Annotated in this window: 14 protein-coding genes and 1 riboswitch; of the genes, 4 read left to right on the forward strand and 10 right to left on the reverse strand. The window is 41.0% G+C overall.

The annotated features are described in order from the left end of the window. Positions 1-4: 4 nt before the first annotated feature. From ACQYAC_RS07925 to ACQYAC_RS07945, 5 genes are all read right to left on the reverse strand, one after another. Positions 5-991, reverse strand: coding sequence for an ABC transporter permease subunit (locus ACQYAC_RS07925; RefSeq protein WP_429943071.1), 987 nt, complete (start codon positions 989-991; stop codon positions 5-7). Beyond that, the gene (locus tag ACQYAC_RS07930; RefSeq protein ID WP_041815864.1) at positions 985-1,863 is read right to left on the reverse strand and encodes an ATP-binding cassette domain-containing protein; all 879 of its coding nucleotides are present in this window, start codon (positions 1,861-1,863) and stop codon (positions 985-987) included. The genes ACQYAC_RS07925 and ACQYAC_RS07930 overlap by 7 nt, the downstream gene beginning before the upstream one ends. Beyond that, positions 1,856-2,248, reverse strand: coding sequence for a GntR family transcriptional regulator (locus ACQYAC_RS07935; RefSeq protein ID WP_044142160.1), 393 nt, complete (start codon positions 2,246-2,248; stop codon positions 1,856-1,858). Before ACQYAC_RS07935 ends, ACQYAC_RS07930 begins: the two co-directional genes overlap by 8 nt. A 17-nt stretch (positions 2,249-2,265) precedes the next feature. After that, a complete protein-coding gene (locus tag ACQYAC_RS07940) occupies positions 2,266-2,445 on the reverse strand; it encodes a hypothetical protein (protein WP_012010969.1) in 180 nt (59 codons plus the stop codon). A gap of 141 nt (positions 2,446-2,586) precedes the next feature. Further along, positions 2,587-2,862, reverse strand: a complete 276-nt coding sequence (locus ACQYAC_RS07945) for a YtzC family protein (RefSeq protein ID WP_034665376.1) — start codon at positions 2,860-2,862, stop codon at positions 2,587-2,589. Positions 2,863-3,014: 152 nt separating this feature from the next. Between ACQYAC_RS07945 and ACQYAC_RS07950 the strand changes: the two genes are divergently transcribed. Both ACQYAC_RS07950 and ACQYAC_RS07955 read left to right on the forward strand, forming a co-directional pair. Then, entirely contained in the window at positions 3,015-3,980 is a 966-nt protein-coding gene (locus ACQYAC_RS07950; protein ID WP_012010971.1) for a TIGR01212 family radical SAM protein, read from the forward strand. Further along, the gene (locus tag ACQYAC_RS07955; protein ID WP_426971474.1) at positions 3,977-4,552 is read left to right on the forward strand and encodes a class I SAM-dependent methyltransferase; all 576 of its coding nucleotides are present in this window, start codon (positions 3,977-3,979) and stop codon (positions 4,550-4,552) included. Before ACQYAC_RS07950 ends, ACQYAC_RS07955 begins: the two co-directional genes overlap by 4 nt. 15 nt (positions 4,553-4,567) lie before the next feature. Here ACQYAC_RS07955 and ACQYAC_RS07960 read toward each other — a convergent pair whose 3' ends face one another. Together ACQYAC_RS07960 and ACQYAC_RS07965 are read right to left on the reverse strand one after the other, a co-directional pair. Next, positions 4,568-5,647: a tetraprenyl-beta-curcumene synthase family protein gene (locus tag ACQYAC_RS07960; protein ID WP_180310321.1), complete on the reverse strand. Its 1,080-nt coding sequence runs from the start codon at positions 5,645-5,647 to the stop codon at positions 4,568-4,570. Between the two features lie 30 nt (positions 5,648-5,677). Next, entirely contained in the window at positions 5,678-6,457 is a 780-nt protein-coding gene (locus ACQYAC_RS07965; protein WP_058015001.1) for an alpha/beta hydrolase, read from the reverse strand. 45 nt (positions 6,458-6,502) lie between these two features. On the opposite strand from ACQYAC_RS07965, the gene ACQYAC_RS07970 reads away from it, so the two are divergent. Beyond that, positions 6,503-7,018, forward strand: a complete 516-nt coding sequence (locus ACQYAC_RS07970; protein WP_058015000.1) for a gamma carbonic anhydrase — start codon at positions 6,503-6,505, stop codon at positions 7,016-7,018. A gap of 141 nt (positions 7,019-7,159) precedes the next feature. Here ACQYAC_RS07970 and asnB read toward each other — a convergent pair whose 3' ends face one another. Together asnB and metK are read right to left on the reverse strand one after the other, a co-directional pair. Continuing rightward, positions 7,160-9,058: an asparagine synthase (glutamine-hydrolyzing) gene (gene asnB, locus ACQYAC_RS07975; RefSeq protein WP_429943072.1), complete on the reverse strand. Its 1,899-nt coding sequence runs from the start codon at positions 9,056-9,058 to the stop codon at positions 7,160-7,162. Positions 9,059-9,206: 148 nt separating this feature from the next. Further along, positions 9,207-10,409: a methionine adenosyltransferase gene (gene metK / locus ACQYAC_RS07980; RefSeq protein ID WP_058014998.1), complete on the reverse strand. Its 1,203-nt coding sequence runs from the start codon at positions 10,407-10,409 to the stop codon at positions 9,207-9,209. 195 nt (positions 10,410-10,604) lie between these two features. Next, a riboswitch (SAM riboswitch) is annotated at positions 10,605-10,738 on the reverse strand. 227 nt (positions 10,739-10,965) lie between these two features. Between metK and pckA the strand changes: the two genes are divergently transcribed. Next, positions 10,966-12,552, forward strand: a complete 1,587-nt coding sequence (gene pckA / locus ACQYAC_RS07985) for a phosphoenolpyruvate carboxykinase (ATP) (protein WP_012010978.1) — start codon at positions 10,966-10,968, stop codon at positions 12,550-12,552. Positions 12,553-12,597: 45 nt separating this feature from the next. Here the strand turns inward: pckA and ACQYAC_RS07990 are convergent, their stop codons facing one another. Continuing rightward, positions 12,598-12,840, reverse strand: coding sequence for a DUF2584 domain-containing protein (locus ACQYAC_RS07990; protein ID WP_003217584.1), 243 nt, complete (start codon positions 12,838-12,840; stop codon positions 12,598-12,600). Positions 12,841-12,847: the final 7 nt, after the last annotated feature.

Here is a 12,847-nt window from a genome sequence, read left to right on the forward strand (position 1 = left end):
CTGTTTATCTTTTTCGATATATTAAGAAATAACTTGTTAATGCACCTACAACGCCGCCTATTAACATGCCAGTGATATAACCAAACATGGAATTATCAGAAGAAAATCCAACCCATCCAAATCCTAGAACACCAAAGACAATGACCATAATCTGAATTGGTCTATCCATTTTTGAGTAAAGGAAGAACCGGCCATTTCGTTCAATAGGATGCTTGATAAAGCTAAGCAAACCAATGAGATAAAATACAATCATCATCACAATGGGTACGATGAATTCTTCACCAGGGAACCAAAGTGGATAATCATGTTGAAAACGTTCAGTGGTGATATAAGTAATCGGAGAAATAGGCGAGATCAAATAATTGAAGATTCGATCCACCCATATTCCACTTGTTTTCATGATAAAATCGAGATGAACGATCGGTAGTCCAATCACTAAAAAGGGTAAAATAGCTGTGCTAAAGGCAACGATTGCCTGGGAAATAGCACTTCCTGTTAAAGTTCCAGCTGCAAAGAATAAGCTATACATCATACAAGAGGACAGAAGCGAAAAGAAATAACTGCTGTTAAAACCAGGTACCTCTAATGGATTAAGTCCTAATATAAGTAAATAAGTGAGAACATAGGAGACGGAATGAATAATCGCAATGATTCCAGCGCCTAAGAAAAACTTAGTGTGATAGATCGTACTTCTTCTAAATGGCAAGGATAAGGTAAAATCCATCTGTCCTTTATTTCTCTCAAATCCAAGCTGAACGACAGCAAAGAAAATTCCCATTAACCATGAAAGGGAGAGAAAAGCATCCGTCTTAAAGATATAAGAAAAACGTGGTGAATCCGTAATACAATCTGTATCGTTTATGCACGTTTGAAAAGACGAATATTCCATTAAGAATGCAAAGGGCGTCGCAAGCGCGGCAACCAGCATCACTAAAATAAATGTCAGCTCTGATTGCTTCCACTCTTTATATAATAATTGCCGCTTTACCATCTCCGTTTCCCTCCAAACTTTGCAATGAATACTTCTTCTAAATTCACAGGCAGTTCATGCCATACTTTTGGCTGCAGCGACTTCAAGTACTCTTTAGCCTCTACATCGGTTTTAAGAACAAGCGCTGTATAAAAAATGCCCGCTTGATCTAATATAGCAACACCATTTTTTCGTATACTCAAGTTCATATCTTCTTCAAAGGCCATCTGGATTTTGACATAATCATTCTTTAATTCATCTAGATCCATGACACTTGTGAGTTGATTTCCTTCTAAAAACCCGATTCGGTTACACATCCGCTCAATATCCTCTAATCGGTGCGATGTGATGAGAATCGACGTTTCACGTTCCGCTACCTCGTCGATCATGAGCTGAAGAACATCATTTCTTGTGACGGCATCAATACCATCTGTCGGTTCATCTAACAGAATCACGGCTGGCTTGATCGCAAAGCTTAAAATTAATGACAGCTGTTTTTTTAACCCTGTCGATAGTTCGCGGTATTTTACTTTTTCCGGAATTTCATAGCGATTCACAAGCTCATTGGCATATGTCACGTCAAACTTCGGATAAATATGCTTTAACAGCTGGACAAGCTGCCCGTAATTGTATCTGTCAAAGTAAGGATTGACGACTGGCATATACACAATATTTTGCTTTACTAACGGGTGATCTTTCACAAGCACGTCTTTAAAATAAATCTCTCCTTCATCCGGAAGAAGAATTTGCTGAATCAAGCGGAGAAGAGTTGTTTTACCAGAGCCATTCCTACCAAGCAAACCAAAGATCTCACCTTCGCCTAATTTGAAGGAAACGTTACTGAGTACTTCACGTCCATTTAATGTCTTCGATACATTTCTAACCTCAATCAACTTTTTTTCCTCCCTCAAGACTTGAGCCGATCTCTTCTATCCATTCCTTCAGTTGTTGAATATCAATACCGGCATAATGAGCTTCTATAATGAGTTGTCTTAATTGCTCCTTCATCTCCAATACCTTCCCTTCATTCAGCTTTAACTGAGCCTCTTCTGTTACATACGTACCGCGGCCTCTTAGTGTTTCAATAATCCCTTCCCGCTCAAGCTCCTTATATGCTTTACTGACGGTGTTTGGATTGGCGATGATAATAGTGGCGAGCTCTCTGACAGAGGGCAGTTTGTCACCAGGTTTCATTACACCTTTTAGACATAAAATTTTGAGTTGCTCAATGATTTGCTCATATATTGGCGCAGCGCTTCGTGGATCTATTTGAATCATGATGGCTCCCTCTTTCCTCATTCATGCTTTTGCAGTCCTATTGCTTGTTCATGCCCTTGCATTAAAGGGATTGAATTAAGTATCAAATCTTTTTGAACTTCAAAACCAATGAAAACGAGAACGAAAAAAAATGTACATGCTAACAAAACAGCCAGCACCATCCACTTTAAATTGATTGGTTTTTTTTCTTTTTTCATGGTTGAACACCTTTCTTCACTTTGTAAGTGTCTTTAGTGTATTAGTTGATGTAGTACACTTAATACAATATAGACACTCAAATAAAAAGTCAATAGCCTTTCAAAAAATAAAAAACAGACCCTTAAAAAAGGATCTGTTCATCATTCGTTGTCGTAAGAAATACCTAAAATCATTTGATTTTGTAAGCTTTGAATTTGAACACGTGCTCTGTCTAACCGCTCTCTTTGCTGGTCATTGGCGACATCCTTTAATTTTTCTAATTCGTTCACCGCATCTTCCAGCATAAGCTGCGCCTTAGAAAATTCATCCTCATTATAATGCTCTTGACGTAAGTTCAAATCAAATTGCTCATTTGCAAACTCAAGGGTTTCAGTACTTTTTTGGATAAATTCATCGATTGACTGCCTTGTTGCCATCCTGCATTCCCTCCATTTCATCATCGCTCCCGCCTATTTTGCCCACGTAAAGCTTTTTCACTAAAGAAAATGTTGGACAGATTCAATTGTCCTCCTTCATGATTTTTGTTAAACTTTAAGGATGCCTATTATTACGCAAGGAGGTTACTGACTTGGATCAGCATAACCCTTTTTTATATTCAAACAGCGAAAAACGCTATCACACATGGAACTATCATTTGCGAGAACACTTTGGTCATAAAGTATTTAAAGTGGCCTTAGATGGCGGCTTTGACTGCCCAAACCGTGATGGTACTGTAGCCCATGGAGGCTGTACATTTTGCAGTGCCGCAGGATCTGGTGACTTTGCAGGAAACCGGGCGGATGATCTCGTCACTCAATTTAACGAAATCAAAGACCGGATGCATACAAAATGGAAAGACGGAAAATATATGGCGTATTTTCAGGCGTATACAAACACACACGCCCCGCTTCCTGTTTTAAAGGAAAAATTTGAAACCGTGATGAATTTGGATGGTGTGGTTGGTTTATCTATTGCGACAAGACCTGACTGCCTGCCAGATGACGTGGTGGAGTATTTAGCTGAATTAAATGAGCGCACTTATCTTTGGGTAGAGCTTGGTCTTCAAACGGTTCATGAACGGACAGCGATGCTTATTAACCGTGCCCATGATTATGAATGCTACGTAGAAGGTGTAGAAAAACTGCGAAAACACGGCATTCGTGTCTGCTCGCATATCATCAACGGCTTGCCTCTTGAAAACCGTGACATGATGATGGAGACAGCAAAAGCTGTTGCTGATTTAGATGTGCAAGGAATTAAAATTCATTTACTTCACCTTTTAAAAGGAACCCCAATGGTCAAGCAATACGAAAAAGGCAAATTGGAGTTTCTCAGCCAGGAGGAATATGTCCAGCTTGTTTGTGATCAGCTGGAGATCCTGCCGCCAGAAATGATTATTCATCGTATTACAGGGGATGGCCCGATTGAATTAATGGTTGGTCCAATGTGGAGTGTAAACAAGTGGGAAGTATTAAATGCCATTAATGCTGAGCTTGAAAGACGTAACAGCTACCAAGGCAAGCGTTTCGTCAGATTGGAAGAAGCAGCAAAATGATCTTGAAACGCATGCTCCCTTTTAGTAAAGAGCTATTAGAACGGGCTTGTCAAAAAGGCGATGTCGTCATTGATGCAACGATGGGAAATGGCCACGATACACTCTATTTAGCTGATCTTGTCGGTCATGATGGACAAGTTTTCGCATTCGACGTACAAGAAGAAGCCATACTGCACACACGCAAAAGGCTTGGCGAGGGATATCCTTATGTTCACCTGATTCACGATGGTCATGAAAAACTGGCTCAACACCTGCCAAGAGATGTTTATGGATATATCTCAGGTGCGGTGTTTAACCTTGGGTACTTGCCCGGAGGCGATAAAGCCGTCACCACTCAGGCCCATACAACCATTGAAGCCATTGAGCAGCTCCTCAACTGGCTTAAACCCGGGGGTCTGATCGTCCTTGTGATTTATCATGGACACCCCGAAGGGAAAAGAGAAAAAGAAGTACTTCTCGACTATTGCAGATCACTTCCTCATGAAGAGGTGCAAGTTTTATCATATCAATACATGAATATTCAAAACGACCCGCCTTTTGTGGTCGCCATTGAAAAAAAGCTCAAATCCTAATGGATTTGAGCTTTTTTATGAGGATTTCATCCAAGGCATTTTCTGATAGGTCCGGTAAGCTCTTCCGTTGATATAGAAAAAGAACGATGTTTTCCCGCTTGATCTGATCAGCCGTTTTGCCAGTTTATTCATCTCTTTTTGGGCTGTTACTTTTTCATCGGACAAATAGACTGCCAATAATCCTCTGTTAATCAATTTGTGAAAGTTTTCGTGCGGAATGCCTTTCAGCTGCTCATCCGCTTTTTCAATAAAATGCTGAAGTCTATCCATCATCTCATGATGAGAAGCATAGTAGGAGCAAAAGTTCAGATCTCCCCCAAGCCTATCTTCTTCTTGGTCAATTAAATAATCAAGTAAAATGTGCAGACCTTGAATATAAGGGAAATAGCTTTCGTAAATTTGCTTCGCCTGCTTTTCTGTAAAGTTCGGCTGCAGCGCGTACGCCACAAGACAGAAAATCCCTAACGTTGATCCTGCACAAGCTGAAAATTCATACCATTCCATCTTAGGTAAATCCTTTTCATATTGGCGGAACCACGATTCTAGCCGCGGCACACGCTCATGAGGAACGACGTGTTTATGTACTTGCAAATCACTGTAGTAATCGCACAGCGTGTGTAAATATGGCTGAATGATCGGATAATGCTTAAGGCGCGACAGCACGTCTTGGCATGTGCGGACAAGCGCGTGTAAATACCCATGATCCTCTTGATCATCACGGAATTGGTAGTAAGGTTTGAGCTCAGCATGAATATCAAGCGCATCTCTCATTGCTTGATGCAGCATATGAAAATCTTTTGGATCAAGCGACGTACTGCGGTCACATAGGTTATCTAAGTAATCACTGATGGTTTGATACGCCACAATGAATTCAATACACGTTTCTTTCGCCTCACCTGCTAGAAGAGATAAAATGCCTCCGCCTTCGCAGTGAAAGGTTTTACTTGATATGCTCGCTAATGCCTGCGTACGCAGTTCTTCATTTTCAATCATTTCTGCATGAGCCCGCCACTTTTTCAGCTCCTGATGCACAAGCGGAAAAATATCTTTATACACCTTGGTCATCAGTGCAAAAGGACGCTCTGGTACTGACAAATCAATCCACCCCTAACTTAAAGCTCACCATCAAATATATTGATCTGTAAAGGCTCTTGCTGCCTTAAACACATCTTCTCTTTCCGGTTCATTAAAAATTTCGTGATACAGGTCTTCCCATTCACGATATGACTTATTGGTTGATTCAATGCCATTGAACCATTTGATCACCCTCGTTTTATCGACAATCTTATCATCGCCCGCCTGCATTAAAAGGAGCGGAATCGATTTAAAGACATTCGTTGGCTGCATGGCCGCATCAATATTTTTGATCAGCTCTCGGTACCAGCGAACCGACACCTTTGTTACGTAAAGGGAATCATTTGAGTCTGCCTCAATCACAGCCTGATTTCGTGTGGCAAGTTCAATCGACAGTCCTGACTCGACTTTAAAGGACGGTGCCAGCACATTTAGACCTTTTGATGCAAAATCCATTAGCTTCTTTGGTTTAAATTGCAGACCTAAACAAGGTGATGATAAAATAAGGCCATCAATCTTCGTATGGGTATACTGCTTGACCCACTCAATTGAAACGAGTCCGCCCATACTGTGACCAAGTAAAAAAGTAGGAAGCCTGAATGATTTCGCATGTTCGATCCATTCATCTACTGTATCAATGTATTCTTGAAACGAACGAATGTGGCCGCGCGCACGTGTCGATGTCCCTTGCCCAGGCAGGTCACCCATGACGACGTGATAGCCGGCATTTCGCCACATTTCGATCAGCCATTTATAGCGGCCGTGATATTCGCTCGCACCATGTACAATCACAATTGTACCAACTGGTCTTTCAGCATGCCAAGTCCACAAAGTAAACACCTCACAAATGTTGTATTAAGAAGGGAAGTCGAAAAAGTGATTTATCCATATCATCAGTTTACACCTGAGATTCACGAATCGGTCTTTGTCGCAGAAAACGCCACCATTACTGGAGATGTCACGATTGGAGAATATTCAAGCGTTTGGTTCCAAACGGTCATTAGAGGCGATGTCGCTCCTGTGAGAATTGGAAAAAACGTCAATATTCAAGATTTATCCTGTCTGCATCAAAGTCCTGGAAAAACACTTCTTATAGAAGATGGTGCTACCATTGGACACCAAGTCACATTACATAGCTCAATCATTCGAAAAAATGCCCTCATAGGTATGGGGTCTATCATTCTCGATGGTGCAGAAATTGGCGAAGGTGCCTTTATCGGTGCAGGTAGTCTTGTCCCTCAAGGAAAGGTTATTCCAAAAGGGTCACTCGCTTTCGGCCGTCCAGCCAAGGTCGTCCGTCAATTAACAGATGAAGATATCCAAGACATGGACAGAATCCGTAGAGAATATGTAGAAAAAGGACAATACTATCGTTCCCTTATATCCCGTTAACATCATACGCGTATCTTCACTTTATCATGTTTTTTTCAGGATATTAAGCAATAACTATGAACCGCTTGTTATTTTACCCTTTTCCACTGCTTTCTATCATGACAAAAAAGGTTTTCAGCTCTGTGCTGAAAACCTTTTTTATTAACTAAAGATGACTTCTTTCGGTTGGTGATTCAACTGCTCTGGATCAATGCTGCGCTCTACATAAATGCTGTGCCAAATCATAAAGATAAGGACGGTCCAAATTTTACGGCTATGATCTGCTTTACCAGCACAATGCTCATTTAATAAATCAAGCACATACTCTTTGTTAATGTATTCATCTGTTTGACTGTTTTTGATGATGTCTTTCGCCCAAGCATTCATCTCATTTTTCAGCCAATGACGAATTGGCACAGGGAAACCAAGCTTTTTACGGTTTAACACGTGGTCAGGCACAATGCCTTCTGCTGCTTTACGCAATAAATATTTCGTTGTGCCATCTTTTGTTTTCAGCTCTTCTGGAATTTTAGAAGCCGCTTCAAAAACGACCTTATCAAGGAATGGAACACGAAGCTCAAGAGAATTCGCCATCGTCATCTTGTCTGCTTTCAATAAGATGTCTCCGCGCATCCACGTATGGATATCAACATATTGCATTTTGTTAATATCACTGTAGCCTGCGCTTTCCTCAAAGTATGTCTTCGTTACGTCACGATACGTGATGCTTGGATCATAATGCTTTAAGAGGTTTTTCTTCACTGGCTCTTCAAAGATTTTCGCATTACCGATATAACGTTCCTCTAATGGCGTACAGCCGCGAACGATAAAGCTCTTCCCTTTCATTCCTTCTGGCATTAAACGAGCCAGACGAAGAAGAAGCTTTTTCAGCATAGATGGAACAGATTCAAATGGTTTAAGAGAAAGAGGCTCACGGTAAATATTATATCCACCGAACAGCTCGTCCGCTCCTTCACCTGAAAGAACTACCGTCACTTGTTTCTTCGCTTCTTTTGCCACGAAATACAATGGAATCGCCGCCGGATCAGCTAATGGATCGTCTAAATGCCAGACAATCTTCGGAAGCTCATTCATATATTCCTCTGGAGTAATAACGGCGCTGAAGTTTTGTAAGCCTAGCTTATCAGCTGTTTCCTTCGCAACATCAACTTCACTAAAGCCATCCTGCTGGAATCCAACAGAGAATGTCTTTAGCTCAGGGTGCAATTCCTTTGCGACAGACACGATGAAGGAAGAATCAATACCACCTGACAGGAATGAACCAACAGGTACATCACTTCTCATGTGAACTTTCACAGAATCATAGATGGCATCACGTACTTCTTCAATTAACTTCTGTTCTTGTGTTTGCTCAGGTTTGAATTGAACTTTCCAGTATGTCTTAAATTCGATCTCCTGTCCTGGGCGTAAAATAAACTGATGACCAGGCTCAACTTTATGCACCTTTTGATCAAGCGTATTTGGCTCAGGAACGAATTGGAACGACATGTACTGCTGCAATGAAGTCTCATCAAATAAAATGTTCTCGTTCACAGCCATCAAGCTTTTACGCTCAGACGCAAAGTACACTTGCTCTTCCATTTGTGTAAAATAAAGCGGTTTAATGCCAAAAGGATCTCTTGCGCCATATAATTGCTGCGCTTCTTTATCCCAAATTAAAAAGGCAAACATCCCGCGAAGCTTAGAAGCCGCCTCTTCTTTATAATGACGGTATGTGGCAAGCAGTACTTCCGTATCAGAATCTGTGCTGAACGTATAGCCTTTTTTCACAAGCTCTTCCTTCAGCTCCACATAGTTATAAATTTCTCCGTTAAAAATAATCCAATACTTTTCATCTTCATAAGAAAGCGGCTGCTTTCCATGCTCAACATCTATAATACTTAAACGTCTAAATCCAAATCCTACATGCTCATCATGAAAGTAACCCTCATCATCCGGACCACGGTGAACGATGAGACGATTCATTTGTTTAATTAACTCTTCCTGCTCAGTAGTTTCGGACAATGGACGGTGATTAAACACACCAACAAACCCACACATATTATTGCCTCCACGTTATGTTATTTCTTAAAAGTAGACCTATAATTAGACAGTTATTTGTCCGATTTTGTTTCACATTTTTTCGCTTTTTGTAGAATTTTTTTTAATCAAAAGGAAAACCGCTTAAAATAAGCGGTTTTATATGTTGTTATTGTCCTAATGCTTCTTTACGAAGTGTATCGGCCTTATCCGTTTTTTCCCACGGAAGATCTAAATCATGACGGCCGAAATGTCCGTATGCAGCTGTTTGTTTGTAGATCGGACGACGCAGGTCAAGCATTTTAATAATGCCAGCTGGACGAAGATCAAAGTTCGCACGAACCACTTCAATTAATTTTTCTTCAGAAGCTTTTCCTGTTCCGAAAGTATCAATTGAAATCGAGACAGGCTGTGCAACACCAATTGCATAAGCAAGTTGTACTTCACAAGAATCAGCAAGGCCTGCAGCTACGATGTTTTTCGCTACGTAACGAGCAGCGTATGCCGCTGAACGGTCAACCTTTGTAGCGTCCTTCCCTGAGAAAGCACCGCCGCCATGACGAGCGTATCCGCCATACGTATCAACGATGATTTTACGTCCAGTTAAACCAGCATCCCCTTGAGGTCCACCGATCACGAAACGACCAGTTGGGTTAATAAAGTATTTTGTCTGTTCATCAATTAGTTCACTTGGAACGACAGGGTTGATGACATGCTCTTTTAAGTCGCTTTGAATTTGTTCAAGCGTCACTTCTGGTGCATGCTGTGTAGAAATAACCACTGTATCAATACGAACAGGTTTATTTTGATCATCATATTCTACTGTTACTTGGGTTTTTCCATCTGGACGTAGATAAGCAAGTGTTTGATCCTTGCGAACTTCAGTTAAACGAAGAGATAATTTATGCGCTAGTGAAATCGGCAGCGGCATAAGTTCTTCGGTTTCGTTGTTGGCAAAACCAAACATCAATCCTTGGTCACCTGCACCGATTGCATCAAGTTCTTCTTCAGTCATTGTGCCTTCACGTGCTTCAAGCGCTTTGTCTACACCTTGCGCAATATCAGCAGACTGTTCATCAATGGATGTGAGCACTGCACATGTTTCCGCATCAAAACCATACTTCGCACGTGTGTAGCCAATTTCCTTAATCGTGTCACGCACCGTCTTTGGAATATCGACATAAGTAGACGTTGTAATTTCTCCGCTTACTAATACGAGACCCGTTGTAACAGAAGTTTCACAGGCAACACGTGCATTTGGATCTTTCTTTAAAATTTCATCCAAAATGCTGTCTGAAATTTGATCACAGATTTTATCCGGATGTCCTTCCGTCACTGATTCTGAAGTAAATAAACGACGATTTTGACTCATAATGGCTATTTCCTCCTGTACAAGACCACATCATCCCAAGATGAGGTCTCCAATATGATACGGAACTCGTTCCCTCTTATATTTGAAAACGTTTCTATTAGAGATGTTATTGGCAATTTGTTCATATGATATCCCAAAAATAAAAAAACCATTTCCTTCATTGCGAGGAAAGGGTCTGAGATCGCATGCCTTTCACTCTTATCGCTCAAGGTGTTCTTGTACCTTGCATCAGGTTAGCACCTTGGTTTCTCAGCATATTCATGCCTTTTCATAAGAAACCGGTTGCTGGGCTTCATCGGGCCTGTCCCTCCACCAACTCGGGATAAGAGTATCCGTTCAATAAGATATCTTATCTTAAACACTTGCGTCATGTCAATGCTTCATCAGAATTATCTTCCCTTTTTTTCACCTCAATATTAGCATCACCAAAAAGCATATTTTCATAGCAGAAATGAAAAAACACACACAAAAATATTTAAATAGTATAGACTATTCTTATGAATGTGTTATACTAATCGAAACAAAACAAATTCAACGGTAAAGGAAGGGTTTTTTTATGAACTCAGTGGATTTAAAAGAAGATTTGCAGTCATTGCTCTCATTAGAAAATACGCACCAAAATTTATCTGTTCCGAAACTTGTTGAAAAGATTTTGGCACGTGATGAAGGCGTTTTAACATCAACAGGAGCTGTCCGTGCTACAACGGGTGCCTACACAGGACGTTCGCCTAAAGATAAATTTATCGTGAAAGAAGAAAGCTCTGAACATAAAATTGATTGGGGTCAAGTCAACCAGCCGATTTCTAAAGAAGCATTTGACCGTTTATATACAAAGGTTGTGTCATACTTAAAAGAACGTGATGAACTATTCGTCTTTGAAGGATTTGCCGGCGCAGATGAAAGATACCGTATGCCAATTACAGTGGTAAACGAATTTGCATGGCACAATCTCTTTGCAAAGCAGCTATTCATCAGACCTGACGGATCAACACCTTCTTCAAACGAAAAACCTTTCACCATCTTATCTGCACCGCATTTTAAAGCAGATCCTGAAACAGATGGCACAAACTCTGAAACGTTTATTATCGTTTCTTTTGAAAAACGCACCATTCTGATCGGTGGAACAGAATATGCTGGAGAGATGAAAAAGTCCATTTTCTCTGTCATGAACTACCTGCTTCCTGAGCAAGATATTTTATCTATGCACTGCTCAGCAAACGTTGGTCAAGAAGGCGATGTCGCACTATTCTTCGGCCTTTCAGGTACTGGGAAAACGACGCTTTCTGCAAGCGCAAGCCGCAAGCTGATCGGTGATGATGAACATGGCTGGTCTGGCTCAGGAGTCTTCAATATTGAGGGTGGATGCTATGCGAAATGTGTGAATTTAAGCGAAGAAAAAGAACCGCAAATCTACAAAGCCATCAGCTTCGGATCAGTTCTTGAAAATGTTGTGCTTGATGAAGAAACACGTGAAGCGGATTATGATGACACATTCTTTACTGAAAACACACGAGCTGCTTACCCAATCGAAATGATTGATAACATTGTGAAACCAAGTATCGCAGGACACCCATCTGCCATTGTCTTCTTAACAGCTGATGCATTTGGCGTTTTACCTCCAATCAGCCGTTTAACAAAAGAACAGGCGATGTACCATTTCTTGAGCGGTTACACAAGTAAATTAGCTGGAACTGAGCGCGGTGTCACATCACCAGAAACGACATTCTCTACTTGCTTCGGTTCACCATTCTTGCCCCTTCCAGCTCATGTCTATGCTGAAATGCTTGGCAAGAAAATTGATGAGCACGGCGCAAAAGTATTCCTTGTGAATACAGGCTGGACTGGCGGAGGCTATGGTACAGGCAAACGTATGAACCTAGCGCATACAAGAGCAATGGTGCAAGCAGCGATCGAAGGTGACCTCGACAACGCCGAAATGATCACTGATGACATCTTTGGATTACACATCCCGCTTCATATTCCTGGCGTACCAGATGAAGTGCTTCAACCTTCTAAAACATGGGATGACCAAGAGGCTTATCAAGAAAAAGCACACTTCCTTGCCAATGAATTTAAAAAGAACTTCCAAAAATTCAGCCACGCAGCAAGTGACATTGAAGCCAAAGGCGGACCACTCGTATAATCAAATGACAAAAGCTGAGGGGAATCATTCCCTCAGCTTTTTTGGTTAGTTTGTTGAATGCAATGAAACGAGTCGGTAAGTGACCTTTGTCACATTGTCTGTAAGCTCCAGCTTTTCAACATGTGCTGTCCCTGTTTTTTCTCCGTCTTTCGTTTTACGCACCTCAAGCGGAATATTTAATGGATAAATGCGGTATCCTTCCTTCATGAGTTCAAATACATTCTCTTCAATTCTTGTCTCTTTTCCCTTCGTGACAATCATTGTATTAAATTCAACAGGCATTCCCATATTGAAA

Source organism: Bacillus sp. MM09(2025), from assembly GCF_050496725.1.
Lineage (GTDB): Bacteria > Bacillota > Bacilli > Bacillales > Bacillaceae > Bacillus > Bacillus pumilus.